At 70.2% G+C, this 19949-nt stretch carries 21 protein-coding genes; 17 read left to right on the top strand and 4 right to left on the bottom strand.

From position 1 onward, the window contains the following. Positions 1-236: 236 nt before the first annotated feature. Complete coding sequence (locus tag BHQ18_RS19470; protein WP_069415299.1) at positions 237-1235, top strand: TerC family protein; 999 nt, start codon at positions 237-239, stop codon at positions 1233-1235. 45 nt (positions 1236-1280) lie between these two features. Further along, positions 1281-1673 (top strand): hypothetical protein, encoded by a 393-nt coding sequence (locus BHQ18_RS19465; protein WP_069415298.1) that lies wholly within the window; start codon positions 1281-1283, stop codon positions 1671-1673. Between the two features lie 19 nt (positions 1674-1692). On the opposite strand, the gene BHQ18_RS19460 is transcribed toward BHQ18_RS19465, so the two are convergent. Together BHQ18_RS19460 and BHQ18_RS19455 are read right to left on the bottom strand one after the other, a co-directional pair. Then, entirely contained in the window at positions 1693-2214 is a 522-nt protein-coding gene (locus BHQ18_RS19460) for a 2-oxo-4-hydroxy-4-carboxy-5-ureidoimidazoline decarboxylase (protein WP_205866148.1), read from the bottom strand. An 84-nt stretch (positions 2215-2298) separates the two neighbouring features. Further along, positions 2299-2787 (bottom strand): inorganic diphosphatase, encoded by a 489-nt coding sequence (locus BHQ18_RS19455; RefSeq protein ID WP_069415297.1) that lies wholly within the window; start codon positions 2785-2787, stop codon positions 2299-2301. A 113-nt stretch (positions 2788-2900) separates the two neighbouring features. On the opposite strand from BHQ18_RS19455, the gene dacB reads away from it, so the two are divergent. From dacB to BHQ18_RS19430, 5 genes are read left to right on the top strand one after another with little or no spacing between them, the layout of a single operon-like run. After that, a complete protein-coding gene (gene dacB, locus BHQ18_RS19450) occupies positions 2901-4274 on the top strand; it encodes a D-alanyl-D-alanine carboxypeptidase/D-alanyl-D-alanine endopeptidase (protein ID WP_069415296.1) in 1374 nt (457 codons plus the stop codon). Next, positions 4271-5335 carry an Rv3626c family coenzyme F420 biosynthesis-associated protein gene (locus tag BHQ18_RS19445; RefSeq protein WP_069415380.1) on the top strand — a complete coding sequence of 355 codons (1065 nt, stop codon included), beginning with the start codon at positions 4271-4273 and terminating at the stop codon, positions 5333-5335. The genes dacB and BHQ18_RS19445 overlap by 4 nt, the downstream gene beginning before the upstream one ends. Continuing rightward, entirely contained in the window at positions 5314-6297 is a 984-nt protein-coding gene (gene tilS / locus BHQ18_RS19440) for a tRNA lysidine(34) synthetase TilS (protein WP_069415295.1), read from the top strand. The genes BHQ18_RS19445 and tilS overlap by 22 nt, the downstream gene beginning before the upstream one ends. Then, on the top strand, positions 6284-6874 hold the full coding sequence (gene hpt / locus BHQ18_RS19435; RefSeq protein ID WP_069415294.1) for a hypoxanthine phosphoribosyltransferase: 591 nt from the start codon (positions 6284-6286) through the stop codon (positions 6872-6874). The genes tilS and hpt overlap by 14 nt, the downstream gene beginning before the upstream one ends. A 19-nt stretch (positions 6875-6893) precedes the next feature. Continuing rightward, positions 6894-9113: a molybdopterin-dependent oxidoreductase gene (locus BHQ18_RS19430; protein ID WP_069415293.1), complete on the top strand. Its 2220-nt coding sequence runs from the start codon at positions 6894-6896 to the stop codon at positions 9111-9113. Positions 9114-9185: 72 nt separating this feature from the next. On the opposite strand, the gene BHQ18_RS19425 is transcribed toward BHQ18_RS19430, so the two are convergent. Then, positions 9186-9938 carry an SIMPL domain-containing protein gene (locus BHQ18_RS19425; protein WP_069415292.1) on the bottom strand — a complete coding sequence of 251 codons (753 nt, stop codon included), beginning with the start codon at positions 9936-9938 and terminating at the stop codon, positions 9186-9188. A 37-nt stretch (positions 9939-9975) separates the two neighbouring features. Beyond that, the gene (locus tag BHQ18_RS19420) at positions 9976-10944 is read right to left on the bottom strand and encodes an alpha/beta fold hydrolase (RefSeq protein ID WP_069415291.1); all 969 of its coding nucleotides are present in this window, start codon (positions 10942-10944) and stop codon (positions 9976-9978) included. Positions 10945-11091: 147 nt separating this feature from the next. Between BHQ18_RS19420 and ftsH the strand changes: the two genes are divergently transcribed. From ftsH to panD, 10 genes are all read left to right on the top strand, one after another. Further along, a complete protein-coding gene (gene ftsH / locus BHQ18_RS19415; RefSeq protein WP_069415290.1) occupies positions 11092-13401 on the top strand; it encodes an ATP-dependent zinc metalloprotease FtsH in 2310 nt (769 codons plus the stop codon). Positions 13402-13432: 31 nt separating this feature from the next. Next, positions 13433-14047, top strand: coding sequence for a GTP cyclohydrolase I FolE (gene folE, locus BHQ18_RS19410; protein ID WP_069415289.1), 615 nt, complete (start codon positions 13433-13435; stop codon positions 14045-14047). A gap of 34 nt (positions 14048-14081) precedes the next feature. Further along, positions 14082-14897 carry a dihydropteroate synthase gene (folP, locus tag BHQ18_RS19405; RefSeq protein WP_443678411.1) on the top strand — a complete coding sequence of 272 codons (816 nt, stop codon included), beginning with the start codon at positions 14082-14084 and terminating at the stop codon, positions 14895-14897. 2 nt (positions 14898-14899) lie between these two features. After that, a complete protein-coding gene (folB, locus tag BHQ18_RS19400) occupies positions 14900-15271 on the top strand; it encodes a dihydroneopterin aldolase (protein WP_069415379.1) in 372 nt (123 codons plus the stop codon). After that, a complete protein-coding gene (gene folK / locus BHQ18_RS19395; RefSeq protein ID WP_069415287.1) occupies positions 15268-15780 on the top strand; it encodes a 2-amino-4-hydroxy-6-hydroxymethyldihydropteridine diphosphokinase in 513 nt (170 codons plus the stop codon). The genes folB and folK overlap by 4 nt, the downstream gene beginning before the upstream one ends. After that, positions 15780-16256 (top strand): DUF3180 domain-containing protein, encoded by a 477-nt coding sequence (locus BHQ18_RS19390; RefSeq protein WP_069415286.1) that lies wholly within the window; start codon positions 15780-15782, stop codon positions 16254-16256. The genes folK and BHQ18_RS19390 overlap by 1 nt, the downstream gene beginning before the upstream one ends. 78 nt (positions 16257-16334) lie before the next feature. Then, on the top strand, positions 16335-17597 hold the full coding sequence (locus BHQ18_RS19385) for a DUF6779 domain-containing protein (protein WP_069415285.1): 1263 nt from the start codon (positions 16335-16337) through the stop codon (positions 17595-17597). A gap of 81 nt (positions 17598-17678) precedes the next feature. After that, the gene (locus BHQ18_RS19380; protein WP_069415284.1) at positions 17679-18605 is read left to right on the top strand and encodes a Rossmann-like and DUF2520 domain-containing protein; all 927 of its coding nucleotides are present in this window, start codon (positions 17679-17681) and stop codon (positions 18603-18605) included. Next, positions 18602-19537, top strand: coding sequence for a pantoate--beta-alanine ligase (gene panC / locus BHQ18_RS19375; RefSeq protein ID WP_069415283.1), 936 nt, complete (start codon positions 18602-18604; stop codon positions 19535-19537). The genes BHQ18_RS19380 and panC overlap by 4 nt, the downstream gene beginning before the upstream one ends. Continuing rightward, a complete protein-coding gene (gene panD / locus BHQ18_RS19370; protein WP_069415282.1) occupies positions 19537-19944 on the top strand; it encodes an aspartate 1-decarboxylase in 408 nt (135 codons plus the stop codon). The genes panC and panD overlap by 1 nt, the downstream gene beginning before the upstream one ends. Positions 19945-19949: the final 5 nt, after the last annotated feature.

Genomic DNA, 19949 nt, shown 5'->3' with positions numbered 1-19949 from the left:
TACAAAGTTACTCAGCGCCACCCCCGACCGCGGGATGGGCGGCATGTCGGGCCGGGTTTCGGCGCCGCCGATTTCGGTCATTCCGTGCTCGGCTGGCAGAATCGTCGGCGGAGGGGAGTATTCCTTCGCCGCGGCGTCGTCATCACGTCGGCCGTCATCGGACGACCGGTGCTGCGGGCCGACACGGCGACGTGCGGTGGAAGAGACCTCCGGCGCTTTTGACGACCGGAGGATAAGTGAACGTTTCCCAACTCGAGTGGATCATCACGCTCAGCGTGACGATCGCGATCCTGCTGTTCGACGTCGTGGTGATCGGCCGCCGGCCGCACGAACCGTCGAAGAAGGAGACCGGCACCGCGCTGGGGATCTACGTCAGCCTGGCCATCGCGTTCGGGTTGTGGACCTGGTTCTTCCACGGCAGCCAGTACGGACTGGAGTTCTTCGCCGGCTGGCTGACCGAGTACAGCCTGTCGGTCGACAACCTGTTCGTCTTCCTGATCATCATGGCCAGCTTCAATGTGCCCAGGAAGTACCAGCAGCAGGCGCTGCTGGTCGGCATCATCCTGGCGTTGATCTTCCGCGGCATCTTCATCGCGCTCGGCGCGGTGGCGATCAACCAGTTCTCCTGGGTGTTCTACATCTTCGCCGCGTTCCTGATCTACACCGCGATCAGCCTGGCCCGTGACACCGACCACGAAGACGACGGCGACAACATCGTGGTCCGGTTCGCCCGCAACCACCTGAGCATGACCGACAAGTGGGACGGTCTGAAGCTGTGGGTCAAGGAGAACGGCAAGCGGCTGATGACGCCGATGTTCCTCGTCATCGTCGCGCTGGGCACCACCGATCTGATCTTCGCGCTGGACTCCATCCCGGCGATCTACGGCCTGACCCAGGAGCCGTACCTGGTGTTCACCGCCAACGTGTTCGCGCTGATGGGGCTGCGTCAGCTGTACTTCCTGCTCGGCGATCTGCTCAAGCGGCTGGTGTACCTGTCGCAGGGCCTGGCGTTCATCCTGGCCTTCATCGGGGTCAAGCTGCTGCTGCACGCGCTGCACGAGAACGAGGTGCCGTTCATCAACGGCGGCAACCACGTGCCGGTACCGGAGATCCCGACGCTGTTGTCGCTGGGTGTCATCATCGTCACGCTGGCGATCACCACCATCGCCAGCCTGTACAAGACCCGCGTGCACGACGTGAAGAAGGCCGCCGACGGCACGTTGGATTCGCGCTGATCGCAACCGTCGACTCGGCTGGGTGCCCGCTTCTACGGTCGACCGGTGCGTGTATTCGTCACCGACACCCCCGACGGCTGGAGTGAACTGACCGACGGCGGCCGCCCGCCCGTCCGGGTGTCCGCGACCGATCTGCAGCAGGCCCGCCGCGTGCGCGCCCGGATCCGGGAGACAGCCGACGACGTCGCCGTGATCCTCGACGTCACGGTGGCGGTGGCCGCCGACTTCCGGTCGGTGCGCGACGCCCTCGATCCGGTTGACGGCGTGCGCTACGGCGGCACGGTCGACGGGCTGGCGGGGCTGATCTCCGACATCGAACTCGCCGACGTGGCCGACGGCGTCACCCTTCTGCCGGCGTCACCGCGGCAGGATGTCCGCGCGGTTGGGCGCGATGTGCTGGACAGGCTGGCGGCGCGGGCTCAGCCCAGGGCCTCGTAGACCGCGGTGGTGGAGCGGCTCACCAGTTGTCGTAGCCGCCCTCGGGGCCGAGCATGCGTTCCAGCCGGGTGCGGTTGATCCGGGCCAGTTCGTTGCGCACGATCTTGCGCTCGGTGTCGACGTCGTTGTGCAGGCGGTCGGTCATCGTGGCGAGCACCTGTTCGGCGTCGTAGCCGTTGATGAACATGACGAAGCCGAACCCGAAATGGTCGAGGTACTGCTTGGACGCCAGGGCCAGGCGTTCCATCATCTCGGGCCGGTCGCACCAGATCGCACACTGCTCGGCGGCCGACTTCTCGCTGCCGGGCCGTCGGCCGACGTCGGGGTAGGCCTGCAGGATGGTGTCGATCGACTCCTCACCGAGACCGAACAGCGACTCGTCGGCAGCCCGGAACAGCGCTTCGTGGTCGGAATACGGTCGGCCGCGGGCCACGTCGGCCGCCAACGGCACGCTGCAACAGCACTCGTAGACCGCGTGCACCGCTCTGCGCATCGGCATTGCGTTGAACGCCTCGAGGCCGATCCCCTGATGCATCAACACAGAAGACATGATCAAAGGCGCAGAGAACACGCGGGTTACGCCGTGTTACGGCGAAGAAAAATAAAGCGGGAGTTCGCCGGCCGGTCAGTGACCGGACTTGTTGAACCGCTCGACCGACGCCTCGACCTCGGCTTCGGCCTCCTTGCGGCCGACCCAGTCGGCGGCCTTGACGTACTTGCCCGGCTCGAGGTCCTTGTAGTGCACAAAGAAGTGCTTGATCGCCTCGAGTTCGTACTCCGGCACGTCGCCGAGGTCCTGGATGTGCTCCCAGCGCGGGTCGTCGGCGGGCACGCACAGCACCTTGTCGTCGCCGCCGGCCTCGTCGGTCATCCGGAACATCGCGACCGGACGGACCTCGACGATGCAGCCCGGGAACACCGACTCGGGCAGCAGTACCAACGCGTCGAGCGGGTCGCCGTCTTCGCCGAGGGTGTCCTCGAAGAAGCCGTAGTCGGTCGGGTAGGCCATTGACGTGTACAGGTAGCGGTCCAGCTTCACGCGGCCGCTCTCGTGGTCCACCTCGTACTTGTTGCGCGACCCCTTGGGGATCTCGATGACAACGTCAAACTGCACCGCAGTGGCTCCTTGCCCTGTGCTGGTCTGGGGATCGTCTCGTCGACGACGAGGGTCAACTGTAAACGAGCGATACGCTGCTGTACGGGGGCGGTCTAGTGCACAGGAGAGTTATGCGGCCCACGCAGTGGCGGCGATCCACGCATGTGGTGGTCGGGGTGGCGGTTTTGCTGCTGGTGGCGGTGGTGGTCGCGGTGGCGGCCGTGCTGACCACCCGCGAGTCGACCGAGGCGGCGGCCGTCAAGCCTGCGCCGGCCGCGGCGACCGCGAACCCGGGCGTCGTCCCGGTGTCGGAATCGGCGCCCAAACCGGTCACCGCGCGGCTGGCCGCGGCGCTGGCTCCCGCGTTGGCCGACCCGAACCTCGGTGACCTCGGCGGCCGGATCACCGACGCGCTCACCGGGACCGAGTTGTGGGCGCAGCGCGCCGACGTGCCGATGCAGCCGGCGTCGACCAACAAGTCGCTGACCGCCGCGGCGGCGCTGCTGACGCTGGACCGCGACGCGCGGCTGACCACCCGCGTGCTGCGCGGCAGCCAGCGCGGGGTGGTGGTGCTCAAAGGCGGCGGAGATCCGACGCTGTCGGCGGCACCGCCGGGTGAGGACACCTGGTACCGCGACGCGGCCCGCATCAGCGATCTGGCCGAGCAGGTCCGCGGCAGCGGTATGGAGGTCACCCGGGTGGTGGTCGACGTCAGCACCTACAGCGGGCCGACACTGGCGCCGGGCTGGGACCCGCTCGACATCGACTACGGCGACATCGCGCCGATGGAGTCGGTGATGCTCGACGGCGGCCGCACCCAGCCGGTGAGCTACGACTCGGTGCGTTCGCACACGCCGGCGCTCGACGCCGGGCGGGCGTTGGCGGTGGCGTTGAAGGTCGACCCGGCGACGGTGACCGTGCTGCCGGGCGCGGCCAACGGTGAGGAGATCGCCGCTGTCGAGTCGCCGCCGCTGATCTCGCGGCTGCGCGACATGATGTACGCCTCGGACAACGTGATGGCAGAAGCGATCGGCCGTGAGGTCGCCGCGCAGGCGAACCGGCCGCAGAGCTTCGACGGCGCCGCGCGCGCGACGCTGAGCGCGCTCTCCGACGCCGGCATCGATACCACCGGGGCCCGGCTGCTGGACTCCAGTGGGCTGTCGGTCGACGACCGGCTCACCGCGAAGACACTCGACGAGGTGGCCCAAGCCGCGGCCGGTGACGAGCATCCGGCGCTGCGTCCGCTGGTCGACCTGCTGCCGGTGGCCGGCGGCAGCGGCACGCTGTCGAACCGTTATCTCGAAGGGGCGCACAAGGATTCGGCAGGGTTTCTGCGCGCAAAGACCGGCTCGCTGACGGGCACCAATTCGCTGTCGGGCATTGTCACCGACGAGGACGGACGGGTGTTGACGTTCGCGCTGATCTCCAACAACGCGGGCCCGACCGGGCGGATCGCGCTGGACAACCTGGCCGCGGTGCTGCGCTCGTGCGGGTGCAGCGCATGAGCCGGGATTCGCTGTCGGTGGGTCGCGCGGTGGACTGGGACTTCGCGGCCACGATCGGCGCCAAGCTGGCCCGGCCCGGGCCCGCGACCACCGGTTACACCCGCAACCAGGTCATTGACCAGTTGGCCGAGGCGTCGCGGTCGGCGGAGTTGCCGGTGCGCGAGGTCACCGGGCTCAACGAGGGCGGCGAGATCCCCGAGGCGCGAATCGTGGACCGGCAGCAGTGGGTTCGGGCGGCCACCCGTTCGATGCGGGTGATGACGGGCGGCGGTGACGACGACGCCAAGCCCGGGTCGATCAGCGGACGCATCACGGGCGCGCAGACCGGTGCGGTGCTCGCGTTCGTGTCGTCGGGGATCCTGGGACAGTACGACCCGTTCGCCGGCGGGCAGGAGCCCGGCGGGCAGTTATTGCTGGTGTACCCCAACGTGATCGCGGTCGAGCGGCAATTGCGGGTGCAGCCGTACGACTTCCGGCTCTGGGTGTGCCTGCACGAGGTCACCCACCGGGTGCAGTTCCGGGCCAACCCGTGGCTGGCCGAACACATGTCGCGTGCACTCGGCGTGCTCACCGAGGAGAGCAGCGACGACATCGCCCAGGTGGTTTCGCGGCTCGCCGACTTCGTACGCCGCCGCCGCGACCCCGATGACGCTGCGAGCGAACCGAATTCGGGCGGGATGGTCGGGCTGCTGCGGGCCGTGCAGTCTCCGCCGCAGCAGGAGGCGCTGGACCAGTTGCTGGTGCTGGGCACGCTGCTCGAAGGCCACGCCGACCATGTCATGGACGCCGTCGGGCCCGCGGTCGTGCCGTCGGTGGCCACCATCCGCAGGCGGTTCGACGAACGTCGCCAACGCAAACAACCCCCGCTGCAGCGGGTGGTGCGCGCGCTGCTGGGTTTCGACGCCAAACTCAGCCAGTACACCCGCGGCAAGGCGTTCGTCGACGCCGTCGTCGCCAAGGTCGGGATGGCGCAGTTCAACACCATCTGGACCGGGCCCGAAACATTGCCGCTGCCAACCGAAATCGACGAACCGCAACGATGGATCGACCGGGTGCTCTAGCCGCGGTGCGGGCCGCGGTCACGACCTTCGCCGCCGACCTCGGCGCCGAACGCTGGTGTGTGGCACTGTCCGGCGGGGCCGACTCGCTGGCGCTGACCGCCGCGGCGGCGGCGCTGCGGCCGACGACCGCCCTGATCGTCGACCACCAACTGCAGCCCGGCTCGGCGTCGGTGGCCGCCGCCGCACGTGAGCAGGCGCTGAATCTGGGTTGTGTTGATGCACAGGTACTTCGGGTCGACGTCGGCAGTTCCGGTGGGCCCGAGGCGGCGGCCCGCCGCGCCCGGTATGCGGCGCTGGACGACGCGCGAGCGGGCGCCCCCGTCCTGCTCGGGCACACGCTCGACGACCAGGCCGAGACGGTCCTGCTCGGACTGGGCCGCGGCTCGGGCCCCCGCTCGATCGCCGGGATGTGCCCGTACGATCCGCCGTGGTGCCGGCCGCTGCTGGCGGTGCGACGGGCGGACACCCGCGCGGCGTGCGCCGAACTCGAACTCACGCCGTGGCAGGACCCGCACAACAGCGATCGCCGGTTCACCCGGGTGCGGCTGCGCAACGAGGTTCTGCCGCTGCTCGAGGACGTCCTCGGGGGCGGCGTCGCCGAGGCGCTGGCCAGGACCGCGGCCGCGCTGCGCGTCGACACCGACACCCTCGACGACCTGGCCGACCGGTCGCTGGGGGCGCTGCGGGTCGGCGGCGCGCTGGACGCCGACCGGCTCGGTGAACTTCCAGAAGCAGTGCGGCGCAGGGTGATTCGCGTCTGGTTGATCGGCGGCGGGGCCACCGGGCTGACCGACAAGCAGATCCGCGGCGTCGACGCGCTGGTGGTGGCGTGGCGCGGTCAGGGCGGGGTCGCGGTGCCGTCGGCGCTGCGGGGACAGCGGCTGTTCGCCGGTCGCCGCGACGGCATGCTGACCCTGCACACCGAGCCGGTCGGCAACATGGAAAACTGTGCTCGTGCCTGAGCAACCCGCCGAGCTGTACTCCGGCGACATCAAGTCGGTTTTGTTGTCCTCCGACGAGATTCAGGCGAAGATCGCCGAACTCGGCGCCCGCATCGGCGACGAGTACCGCGACACCGTCGCCGCAGGCGGCCAGGATCTGCTGCTGGTGACCGTGCTCAAGGGAGCGGTGTTCTTCGTCACCGACCTGGCCCGGGCGATCCCGCTGCCCACCCAGCTGGAGTTCATGGCGGTCAGCTCGTACGGATCCTCGACATCGTCGTCGGGGGTGGTGCGCATCCTCAAGGACCTCGACCGCGACATCAACGGCCGCGACGTGCTGATCGTCGAGGACATCGTCGACTCGGGCCTGACCCTGTCGTGGCTGCTGCGCAACCTGGCCACCCGTCATCCGCGGTCGCTGCGGGTGTGCGCGCTGCTGCGCAAACCCGACGCCGTGCGCGCCGACGTCGAGATCGCCCACGTCGGGTTCGACATCCCGAACGAGTTCGTCGTCGGCTACGGCCTCGACTACGCCGAGCGCTACCGCGACCTGAACTACATCGGCACTCTCGATCCCAAGGTGTACGAGCAGCACTGAACGGCGTAAAGATGAGGGCATGAGCGACACCGCGCTGCGCATCTGCCCGTTCTGCGAGGCGACCTGCGGGTTGACCCTGACCATCGACGACGGCCGGGTGACCGGGGCGCGCGGCGATCTGGACGACGTGTTCAGCCACGGCTTCATCTGCCCCAAGGGCGCGAGCTTCGCCGAACTTGACAACGACCCCGACCGGCTGAGCGCGCCGCTGGTGCGCCGCGACGGGGTGCTGACCGAGGTCGGCTGGGACGAGGCGTTCGCCGCGGCCGCCGAGGGGCTCCAGCGGGTGATCACCGAGCACGGCGGCGCCTCGGTCGGGCTCTACCTGGGCAACCCGAACGCACACACCGTCGCCGGCGGGCTGTACACGCCGGTGTTGGTCAAGGCGGTGGGCACCCGACAGGTGTACTCGGCGAGCACGCTCGACCAGATGCCCAAGCACGTCGCGCTGGGCCTGATGTTCGGCAGCCCGGTCGCGTTCACGGTGCCCGACCTCGACCGCACCGATTACCTCGTCGTCATCGGCGCGAACCCGCTGGTGTCCAACGGCAGCCTGGCGACCGCGGCGGACTTCCCCGGCAAGCTGCGCGCGCTGCGCAAACGCGGCGGCCGGCTGGTCGTCATCGACCCTGCGCGCACCCGCACCGCCGCGCTGGCCGACCGGCATCTCGCGCCGCGGCCCGGCACCGACGCGGCGCTGCTGCTGGCCGTCGTGCATGTGCTGTTCGACGAGGACCTCGTGGACCTCAAACACCTCGCGGGCCACGTCAACGGCGTCGAAGAGGTCGCGGCACTCGCAGCGGACTTCTCCCCCGACGTGGTCGCCGACCACTGCGGGCTGCCGGCCGAGGACATCCGCACGCTGGCCCGCGAGATCGCCGCGGCGCCGTCGGCGGCGGTCTACGGCCGGATCGGCACCTCCACGGTCGAGTTCGGCACGCTGGGCAGCTGGCTGGTCGACGTCGTGAACATCCTCACCGGCAACCTGGACCGGCCGGGCGGCGCGATGTTCCCGCTCTCGCCGATCGCGCCTGCACCGCGACCGCCGAAACCGGGCCGCGGCTTCGCGATCGGGCGCTGGCGCAGCCGGGTGTCGGGGTATCCCGAAGCGCTCTCGGAGTTTCCGGCCGCGGCGTTCGCCGAGGAGATCGACACCCCCGGCGACGGTCAGATCAAGGCGGTCATCACGATCGCGGGCAACCCCGTGCTGTCGGCGCCCGACGGCGACCGCCTCGACAAGGCGCTCGCCGGCGTCGAGTTCATGCTCAGCGTCGACCCCTACCTCAACGAGACGACCCGGCACGCCGACGTCATCCTGCCGCCGCCTCCGCCGTCGCGCAGCGCGCACTTCGACCTGGCGCTCAACGCGCTCGCGGTGCGCAACAACGCCCGCTATTCGCCGCCCGCGTTGCCGCTCGACGGCCGCCCGGACGAGGCCGAGATCCTGTCGCGGATCGCGCTGGTGTTCTACGGCGTTGGGGTAGAGGGTGATCCGGCGCTGGTCGACGAGCAGGTGATCGCGGCGACGCTGGCCAAGGAGACCGCCGACCCGCAGTCACCGGTCGCCGGCCGCGCTGTCGACGAACTGGTCGCGATGCTGACCGCCGGTCCCGGCTACGAGCGGCGCCTCGACATGATGCTGCGGCTCGGCGCCTACGGCGACGCGTTCGGCACCCGGCCCGACGGTCTCACGCTGGCCAAGCTCAAGGACGCGCCACACGGCGTCGACCTCGGGCCGCTGCGGCCGCGGCTGGCCGAGGTGCTGCGAACCCCAACGGGCCGAGTCGAACTCGCGCCGCACCAGCTGATCGACGACGCCGCCCGGCTGCGGGATGCGCTGGGCGCGCGCAGCGACGGGTTCGTGCTGATCGGCAGGCGACATCTGCGCTCCAACAACAGCTGGATGCACAACCTGCCCGCGTTGGCCGGCGGGTCGAACCGGTGCACGCTGCAGATCCATCCCGACGACGCGGCGGATCTCGGGCTGACCGACACCGCCGTCGTCAAGGGTCCCGGCGGGGAACTGTTGGCGCCGATCGAGCTGGCGCCGGGCATGCGCCGCGGTGTGGTGTCGCTGCCGCACGGCTGGGGGCACGACCGCGACGGCACCGGGCAGCGGCTGGCGGCCGGTCAGCCCGGAGTGAACGTCAACCAGCTCAACGACGGCGGCGTGCTGGACCCGCTGTCGGGTACCGCGGTGCTCAACGGGATCCCGGTCGACATCGCGCCGGCGGGTTGAGTCCGCGCGCGAGCAGGCGCGAAGTGCCCGGAAAACCCGCGCAAATGGGGCATTTTGCGTCTGCTCGGCGGGTCAGGTCAGCTCGTAGACCACCGTCACGTTGAACCCGACGGTCTGCTGACCGGGTTCGATCGGCACCGACGCCATCTCGGCCGCGCCGCCGCGGGCGCCCGGGTACGGGGTGGGCGGCGACGACGACGGCACCTCCGAGATCGAGATGACCTTGCCGAGATCGAGTTCGGCCAGCAGCGCGTACTGCTCGGCGCGGCTCTTGGCGTCGTTGAACGCCCGCGCGCGGGCCTCGCGGACCAGCTGCGAGTCGTCCTCGATGCCGAGGGTGACGTTGTTGATCCGGGTCGCGTTTCCGCCGGTGCCGGCAATGATGTCGAACACCCGCGCCGCGTTGTTGAGCTCGCGGACCTTGATGTCGATGGTGTTCGACGCCTGGTAGCCGGCGATGTTGGGCCCACCGCCGGGACCGGCGTACTGCGGTTGCACGCTGACCTGCGAGGTGTTGATGTCCTTGCGGTCGATGCCGGCATCGTCGACCAGGCCGTCGATCACACCGCGCTGCAACTGGCTGGTCTGGTTCAGCGCGGCGGCCGCGTCGGGCCCGGTGACCTCCATCGCCGCGGTGATCGTCAGAGTGTCCGGGGTGCCCTGCACCTCGCCGGATCCCACGACGGTGACCTGGCGGACCTCGGTGTCGCTGCCGGAGACGATCGGGCTGGGCGACGCGTCGCAACCCGCCAGGACAGCGATCAGACCCAGCGCCGCGGCGGCTAGGACTCGGGTGGGCGTCTTGACCCGCGCTGCGAAAGGCATGGCTGGCACCCTACCGCCGCCGCGCGGATCAAGACGTTCACCATTGCGATCGCGTCAGGAACTCGACCAGCGCGGCGTTCACCTCGGCGGGCCGTTCCTGCGGAACCCAGTGTCCGGCACCGTCGATCAACACTTCGCGGTATTCGCCGACGACGATCTCGCGGGCGCGGTGGCGCGGCGTGTAGGCCAGCGTCGGGTCCTCGCTGCCGCCGACGAACATGGCAGGCACGGCGATGGTGGCCGCGGGTAGGCGTTCCGGGGCGGTCAGTTCCCAGTTGCGGTCGAAGCAGCGGTACCAGTTCAGCGCGGGTGTGAACCCGGTGCGGGTGAATTCGGTGACATAGACGTCGAACTCGTCGTCGCTGATCCACTCGGGCAGACCGCCGGGGTCGGGCAGCCGGGCCAGAAACCCCTCCGGGCCCGGCCGGGTCATCTGCTCGGCCACCAGCCCGCCGCTGCTCTCGGCGGTCGAGGCGAACAGCTTGCGCATACTGGTCGCCGGGTCACGGTTGAGCTCGGCGTCGGCCGGGCCCACCTGCTGGTAGTAGAGGACATAGAAGAACTTCTCGCCGAAGATGCGCCGGAACGCCTGCGTCGTCGGCACCCGCGACCGCGGCACCGGCGGTGCGCTCACCCCGATCACGCCGGCGAACCGGTCCGGGTGCAGCAGCGGCGCCGCCCACGCCACCACCCCGCCGAAGTCGTGTCCGACGATCACGGCCTTCTCCGCACCGACGTCGTCGAGCAGGCCGACCACGTCACCGCACAGCGCGACCACGTCGTAAGCCTCGACCGCCTCGGGAGCCGACGAGCGGCCGTAGCCGCGCTGATCGGGGGCCAGCACATGAAAGCCCGCCTCGGCCAGCGCCGGGATCTGATGGCGCCACGAGAACGCCAGTTCGGGGAAGCCGTGGGCGAGGACCACCAGCGGTGCGCCGCGGCGGCCCGCCTCCAGCACCCGCAGCCGCACACCGTTGGTCTCGACGAAGCGCTCGGTCGCGGTCACGCCCCCATCATGACCGCCCGGGGTGAGCACCGTCGGGAACCTCGGTTCGTTGGTCTAGCGGTAGCCTGAACTATTGAGCTGCGCACATCAGAACTACGCACATCAGAACTGCACGGCCGGGCGCGGCCGGACGACGACGGATAGTTGATGAATCGGAAAAATGTGATCCGCACGCTGACCGTGATCGCGGTCGTGCTGCTGCTGGGTTGGTCGTTCTACTACTTCAGTGACGACACGCGCGGATACAAACCTGTGGACACCACGGTCGCTGTCGCGCAGATCAACAGCGACAACGTCAAGAGCGCGCAGATCGACGACCGGGAACAACAGCTGCGGCTGGATCTGAAGAACGGCAACGGCGAGACCGAGGACAGCGACAAGATCATCACCAAGTACCCGACCGGGTACGGTGCGACGCTGTTCGACGCCCTGCAGGCCAAGGGCGCGGCCACCAACACCGTCGTCAACCAGGGCAGCATGCTCGGCTCGCTGCTGATCTACCTGCTGCCGCTGCTGCTGCTGGTCGCCCTGTTCGTGATGTTCTCCCGCATGCAGACCGGCGGCCGGATGGGCTTCGGCTTCGGCAAGTCCAAGGCCAAGCAGCTCACCAAGGACATGCCCAAGACCACCTTCGCCGACGTCGCAGGTGCGGACGAGGCGGTCGAAGAGCTCTACGAGATCAAGGACTTCCTGCAGAACCCGAGCCGCTACCAGGCGCTGGGCGCGAAGATCCCCAAGGGTGTGCTGCTCTACGGACCGCCCGGCACGGGCAAGACGCTGCTGGCCCGCGCGGTGGCCGGTGAGGCCGGGGTGCCGTTCTTCACGATCTCCGGCTCGGACTTCGTCGAGATGTTCGTCGGCGTCGGCGCCTCTCGGGTGCGCGACATGTTCGAGCAGGCCAAACAGAACAGCCCCAGCATCATCTTCGTCGACGAGATCGACGCGGTCGGCCGCCAGCGCGGCGCCGGTATGGGCGGCGGCCACGACGAACGCGAGCAGACGCTGAACCAGCTGCTCGTCGAGATGGACGGCTTCGGCGACCGCCAGGGCGTCATCCTGATCGCGGCGACCAACCGCCCCGACATCCTGGACCCCGCGCTGCTGCGGCCGGGCCGGTTCGACCGGCAGATCCCGGTCACCAGTCCCGACCTCGCCGGCCGCCGCGCCGTGCTGAAGGTGCATTCGGCGGGCAAGCCGATCGCCGACGACGCCGACCTCGACGGGCTGGCCAAGCGCACGGTCGGCATGTCCGGCGCGGACCTGGCCAACGTGATCAACGAGGCTGCGCTGCTGACCGCCCGCGAGAACGGCACGATCATCACCGGCCTCGCGCTCGAGGAGGCCGTCGACCGCGTCGTCGGTGGGCCGCGCCGCAAGAGCCGCATCATCAGCGAGCAGGAGAAGAAGATCACCGCCTACCACGGAGGCGGTCACACGCTGGCGGCGTGGGCGATGCCCGACATCGAGCCGATCTACAAGGTGACGATCCTGGCCCGCGGACGCACCGGCGGCCACGCGGTCGCGGTGCCCGAGGACGACAAGGGTCTGATGACCCGCTCGGAGATGATCGCCCGGCTGGTGTTCGCGATGGGCGGCCGGGCCGCCGAGGAACTGGTGTTCCGCGAGCCCACCACCGGCGCGGTGTCCGACATCGAGCAGGCCACCAAGATCGCCCGCGCGATGGTCACCGAGTACGGCATGAGCTCCAAGCTGGGCGCGGTGCGCTACGGCACCGAGCACGGCGACCCGTTCCTGGGCCGCACGATGGGCACCTCACCGGACTACTCGCACGAGGTCGCGCAGATCATCGACGACGAGATCCGCAAGCTGATCGAGGCCGCGCACACCGAGGCGTGGGAGATCCTCACCGAGTACCGCGACGTGCTCGACGTGCTCGCCGGCGAACTGCTGGAGAAGGAGACGCTGCACCGCGCCGAACTCGAAGCGATCTTCGGTGAGGTGAAGAAGCGCCCGCGGCTGACCATGTTCGACGACTTCGGCGGCCGCGTGCCGTCGGACAAGCCGCCGATCAAGACGCCCGGCGAGCTGGCCATCGAACGTGGCGAGGAGTGGCCGAAACCCGCGCCCGAGCCGGCGTTCAAGGCCGCGATCGCCGCGGCCAGCAAGGCCGCCGAGGCCACCAGGGGGGCCGAGGGCCGGCAGAACGGCGCCAACGGCAACGGCGCCGCCGCACCCGCCCCGACCCAGCCGGACTACGGCGCGCCCGCGGGCTGGCACGCGCCGGGTTGGCCGCCTCAGCAGCCGCCCCAGCAGCAGCAGCCGCATCACCAGCAGCAGCCGGCCCAGCAGCCGCACGGCTACTGGTATCCACCACCGCAGGGATGGCAACAGCCCCAGCCGTACCCGCCGTATCAGCCCTACCCGCAGCAGGGTTCACCGCAGGGTGGCCAGCACAATCCCAACGAGGATCAGGGTCAGGACAACAACCGGCACTGACCGGCCGGCAGGTGCAACAGGAGGGGCTCCATTGACGCAGCACACCGCTGTCAACGACCAGGTTCATTTCAACCCGGCGAAGTTCGACCAGCCGCGCGCCGAGGCCGCGGTCCGCGAACTGCTGATCGCGGTCGGTGAGGACCCCGACCGGCACGGGCTGGAAGCCACGCCCGCCCGGGTGGCGCGGGCGTACAAGGAATTGTTCGCCGGGCTCTACACCGATCCGGATTCGGTGCTGGACACCACCTTCGACGAGCAGCACGACGAACTGGTCCTGGTCAAGCAGATCCCGATGTACTCGACCTGCGAGCACCACCTGGTGTCGTTCCACGGTTTCGCGCACGTCGGCTACATCCCGGGGGTGGACGGGCGGGTCACCGGCCTGTCCAAGATCGCCCGCCTGGTCGACCTGTACGCCAAGCGGCCGCAGGTGCAGGAACGGCTGACCGGTCAGATCGCCGACGCGATGATGCGCAAACTCAACCCGCGTGGGGCGATCGTCGTCATCGAGGCCGAGCACCTCTGCATGGCGATGCGCGGGATCCGCAAGCAGGGCGCCATCACCACCACCTCGGCCGTGCGCGGACAGTTCAAGACCGACAAGGCATCCCGAGCCGAGGCGCTGGATCTCATCCTGCGGAAGTGAACACCTGAACCCCATGGTCCCGTCGCGAACGCAGGTGCGAGTCATGGGAGTCGTGAACGTCACCGACGACTCCTTCTCCGACGGGGGGTTGTTCCTCGACCGTGACCGCGCCGTCGAGCACGGTCTGGAACTGGTCGCCGACGGTGCGGCGATCGTCGACGTGGGCGGCGAATCCACCCGGCCCGGCGCCACCCGGATCGACCCGCAGGTCGAGAAGTCGCGGGTGTTGCCGGTCGTCCGGGAGCTCGCCGCCGCGGGCGTCGTCGTCAGCATCGACACCATGCACGCCGAGGTGGCGCGCGCCGCGCTGGAAAACGGTGCGCACATCGTCAACGACGTGTCCGGCGGACGCGCCGATCCTCAGATGGCACCGTTGCTCGCCGACGCGAAGGTGCCCTGGGTACTGATGCATTGGCGCAGGCTCGACGCGCAGCAGCCGCACCGGGTGCCCGACTACGGCGACGTCGTCGCCGAGGTGCGCGCCGAACTGCTCGCCGCGGTCGACACCGCGGTGGCCGCCGGAGTCGACCAGGCCAACCTGGTGATCGATCCCGGCCTGGGCTTCGCCAAGACCGGTGAGCACAACTGGGCGCTGCTGCACGCGCTCGACGCGTTCGTCGGCACCGGGATCCCGGTTCTGGTCGGGGCGTCGCGCAAGCGGTTCCTGGGCACCCTGCTGGCCGGCGCCGACGGCGCGCCGCGACCACCGGACGGCCGCGAGACCGCGACCGCGGTGATCTCCGCGCTGGCCGCACTGCACGGCGCGTGGGGTGTGCGGGTGCACGACGTGCGCGCCTCTGTCGACGCGATCAAAGTGGCCGAGGCGTGGACGGCCGGGCGGGGGAGTTGAACATGAGCGACCGGATCGAACTGCGCGGACTGCGGGTGCGTGGCCACCACGGGGTCTACGAGCACGAACGCCGCGACGGGCAGGACTTCGTCATCGACATCACGGTGTGGACCGACCTGCGGCAGGCCGCGCGCACCGACGACCTGACACACACTTTGGACTACGGCCAGTTGGCCCAGCGCGCCGCCGACATCGTCGCCGGACCGCCGCGCGACCTGATCGAGACCGTGGCCGCCGAGATCGCCGACGGCGTGATGTCCGACGAGCGGGTCGACGAGGTCGAGGTCGTCGTGCACAAACCGTCGGCGCCGATCCCGCTGACGTTCGCCGACGTCGCGGTGGTCGCCCGGCGGTCCCGCGGTGAGGGCGCATGACCCGCGCGGTGCTGTCCATCGGCTCCAACCTCGGGGACCGGTTGGCGATGCTGCGTTCGGTGGTCGACGGGCTCGGCGACGCGGTGCGCGAGGTGTCGCCGGTGTACGAGACCGCGCCGTGGGGCGGGGTCGAGCAGGGACCGTTCCTCAACGCCGTCGTCGTCGCCGAGGACGACGCGCTCGACGCCCCCGGATGGCTGCGCCGCGCACACGAATTCGAACAGGCCGCCGAGCGGGTGCGCGCCCGGCGGTGGGGCCCGCGCACGCTCGACGTCGATATCGTCGCCTGCCGCGCCGACGGCCGCGAGGTGATCTCGCACGACGAGACCCTCACGCTGCCGCACCCGCGCGCACACGAGCGCGCGTTCGTGCTGGTGCCCTGGCTGGCGGTGGAACCCGACGCCGTGCTGTCCGTCGACGGCCGGGTGCGCCGGGTCGACGACCTGATCGCCGCGCTGGATGCGGCCGAACGCAACGGTGTCCGGCGCACCGACCTGGTGCTGCGCTGATGGGACCGACCCGCAAACGCGACCTGGCGGTCGCCGCGGTGACCACCGCCGTCGCCGGCTACCTGGCGCTGCTCCTGCTCTACCGCTGGTTCCCGCCGATCACGCTGTGGACGGGCGTCTCGCTGCTGGCGGTCGCCGCCGCCGAAGCCGCCTGGGGGTTCTACATCCGCAACAAGATCAACGACGGCGAGATCGGGGTCGGGTCGGGCCGCGTGCACCCGCTGGCCGTCGCGCGGTCGGTGGTGATCGCCAAGGCGTCGGCGTGGGTGGGCGCGCCGGTGCTCGGCTGGTGGGTCGGCGTTCTGGTCTACCTGTTGCCGCGCCGCTCGACGATGCGTGTCGCGGCCGACGACACCGCGGGCACGGTCGTTGCCGCGGCCTGCGCGCTGGCCCTCGTCGTCGCGGCGCTGTGGTTGCAACATTGCTGCAAATCGCCCGACGAGCCGCCGGAGAATGCCGACGGGGCAACGGATTAGCCGATTCTCCAGGTCCGCCGGTCGAATCGCCGATGAGGTCGACACGCGGAATGACCTGTGTTAGGTACAGTCGCCCCCATGACCGATCCGAGTCGCAGCGCCCGGTCCCGGCGCAGCGGCCGCCGGCCGGGATGGATGCTGCTGACCGCGTTGCTGGTGCTCGCAATCGCGGCCAGCTGCGCGCTGGTGTTCACCGATCGGGTCGAGTTGCTCAAGCTCGCGGTCATCCTCGCGCTGTGGGCGGCGGTCGTCGGCGCGTTCGTCTCGGTCATCTACCGACGGCAGAGCGACGTGGACGCGGCCAAGGTCCGCGACCTCAAACTCGTCTACGACCTGCAGCTGGACCGCGAGATCGCCGCGCGGCGCGAATACGAGTTGTCGCTGGAGAGCCAGCTGCGCCGCGAGCTGGCCGGAGAGGTACGCGCGCAGGCCGCCGACGAGGCGGCCGCGCTGCGCGCGGAGCTGGCGGCGTTGCGGGCCAACCTGGAGATCCTGTTCGACGCCGACCTGTCGCACCGACCGGCGCTCGAGACCGAACGCACCACGGTGCGGGCCTACCGCGACTGGGCCGGCGATTCGGAGACGACGGGCCGCGTGACCAGCAGCCGCATCGACGACTACCCGCCGGAGCCCGACTTCCGGGCCGACCACTTCACCCCGGACGTCGACCTGCACACCGAGGAAAGCCCCATCATCGACGTCCCCGCCGAACCTCAACCGCCCGAACAGGACTGGACATCGGTGGGCGCGGGCGGCGGTGCGCACCGACGCGCCGCCGACGTCGAGCGCGAAGCGCGCAGGCACGCAGCCGAAGGCCCCTCGCCGTGGTCGTCACCTGCTCCACCACCACCCCCGCCTCCTCCACCACCACCACCACCACCGCCCCCGCCGGCGCAGCCGCCGCCCCCGCCCGAACCGGTCGCCCGTCCCGAACCGGTCGCACCGGCATGGACTCCGCCCCCGCCACCGCCGCCGCCTCCGCCACCACAGCCGGAACCGGCGGCCTCGGACTGGCAACCCGCACCGGCGGAAGGACAGTGGCTGCCGCCCGGCACCCCCGGCAGCAACTGGGTGCGTCCGGCCGCGGCCGAGGAATACGTCGGACGGCGACGCGCGCCCGAACCCGGCGACGACGGGCCACCCCCGGAACCACCCGCCGAACCGCGCCGCGGACGCCATTCCGCCCCGGCGCCCGAGGCGGCTCCCGAACCGCCGCCCGAGCGTCCCCGGCGCCGCAGCGCCGACGACACCGACACCGGCGGTCAGTCGGTCGCCGAGCTGCTCGCGCGGTTGCAGGCAAACCCGACACCGGGCGGGCGTCGAAGGCGCCGCGAAGAGTGAGTTAGGCTTTCAGCGGCCGTCCGGTACCCGCACCGCGGGACCGGAACGTAGAAACCATTGACTTCAGCGAGGTCACTTCGCATGTCGACGCCCGACGGATTCCGCCCTGCGCGGCTCTCGGTGGGTGTCGTTTCCGCAGGTCGGGTCGGGTCCGCGCTGGGCGTCGCGCTGGAACGCGCCGAACATGTCGTGATCGCGTGCAGCGCTGTCTCGCGGGCCTCGCGCGACCGGGCGCAGCGCCGGCTTCCCGACACCGCCGTGCTGCCGGTCGACGAGGTCGCCGGCCGCGCCGAATTGCTGCTGCTCGCCGTTCCCGACGCGGTGCTCCCCGAACTGGTCACCGGACTGGCCGCCACCAACGCGGTCCGGCCCGGCACCATCGTCGTGCACACCTCCGGGGCCAACGGCGTCGGCATCCTCGCTCCGCTGACCGAGCAGGGCTGCGTCCCGCTGGCGATCCACCCGGCGATGACGTTCACCGGCTCCGACGAGGACATCGACCGGCTGGCCGACACCTGCTTCGGGATCACCGCGGCCGACGAGGTCGGCTACGCGATCGGCCAGTCGCTGGTGCTCGAGATCGGCGGTGAACCGTTCCGGGTCCGCGAGGACGCCCGCACGCTGTATCACGCCGCGCTGGCCCACGCGAGCAACCACCTGGTGACCGTGCTGCTCGACGCCGTCGAGGCGCTGCGCGCGGCGCTGTGGGGTCAGGAACTGCTGGGCCAGGAGATCGTCGGTGACGCTCCCGGCGGCATCGCCGAACGCGTCGTCGCACCGCTGGCCCGCGCCTCGCTGGAGAACGCGCTGCAACGCGGGCAGGCGGCGCTGACCGGCCCGGTCGCCCGCGGTGACGCCGCCGCGGTGCTGGCCCATCTGGCCGCCCTGACAGAGGTGAACCCCGAATCGGCGCAAGCGTATCGGGCGAACTCGCTGCGCACGGCTCAACGGGCGCACGCTCCCGCCGAGGTATTCGCGGCACTGACCGGCCCAGGAGAACAACGATGACAACCACACGTGCACCGCAGTTCACCGCCGGTGAGCTGAACGTGTACTCGCGGCCGGCCGACGTCTCGGCGGTCACCAAGGCGCTGCGTGCCACGGGCCGGCGCGTGATGCTGGTGCCCACGATGGGTGCCCTGCACGAAGGCCACCTGACGTTGATCCGCGCGGCCAGACGGGTGCCCGGCGCGGTCGTGGTGGTGTCGATCTTCGTCAACCCGCTGCAGTTCGGCGCGAACGAAGACCTCGACGCCTACCCCCGCACCCTCGAGGACGACCTGGCCGCGCTGCGCGCCGAAGGCGTCGACATCGCGTTCACACCCACCGCCGCCGACATGTACCCCGACGGGACCCGCACCGCGGTGCAGCCCGGTGCGCTGGGCACCGAACTCGAAGGCGCGGTCCGCCCAACGCATTTCGCCGGTGTGCTGACCGTCGTACTCAAACTGCTGAACATCGTGCGCCCGGACCGCGCGTTCTTCGGCGAAAAGGACTACCAGCAGCTGGCGTTGATCCGGCAGATGGTCGCCGACCTGAACCTCGACGTGCAGATCGCCGGTGTGCCGATCGTGCGCGAAGCCGACGGGCTGGCGATGTCGTCGCGCAACCGGTACCTCACCGACGAGCAGCGCGAGAACGCCGGAGCGCTGTCGGCCGCACTGCTGGCCGGAATGTACGCGGCGGGGGAGGGCGTCGCGGCGGCGCTGGACGCGGCGCGAGCGGTCCTCGAGGCGGTGCCGACGATCGAACTGGACTACCTGGAGATCCGCGACCCGATGCTCGGACCGGCGCCCACGGTAGGCGCGGCCCGCATGCTGATCGCCGGCCGGTTGGGCCGCACCCGACTGCTCGACAACATCGCCATCGACATCGGGGTGCCGTCCGGGCCCGGTCCGGAGGTCCCCTTCGACGAACACGAACTGCCCTGGAGGAACTGATGTTACGAACGATGCTGAAGTCCAAGATCCACCGGGCCACGGTGACGCAGGCCGACCTGCACTACGTCGGCTCGGTGACCATCGACGCCGACCTGATGGACGCTGCCGACCTGCTCGAAGGTGAGCAGGTGACGATCGTCGACATCGACAACGGCGCGCGCCTGGTCACCTACGCGATCACCGGTGAACGCGGCAGCGGGGTGATCGGGATCAACGGCGCCGCAGCGCATCTCATCCATCCCGGCGATCTGGTGATCCTGATCGCCTACGGCACGATGGAAGACGCCGAGGCGCGTGAGTACCAGCCGCGGATCGTGTTCGTCGACGCCGACAACCGTCAGGTGGACCTCGGCCACGACCCCGCATTCGTGCCCGCGGACGCCGCCGAGCTCATGTCGCCGCGATAGGCGGC

Origin of the sequence: Mycolicibacterium flavescens, assembly GCF_001722335.1 — a bacterium.
Classification (GTDB): Bacteria; Actinomycetota; Actinomycetes; order Mycobacteriales; family Mycobacteriaceae; genus Mycobacterium; species Mycobacterium flavescens.
Note: the sequence above shows the minus strand (reverse complement) of the source record. Positions and strands in the feature narration are given on the sequence as shown.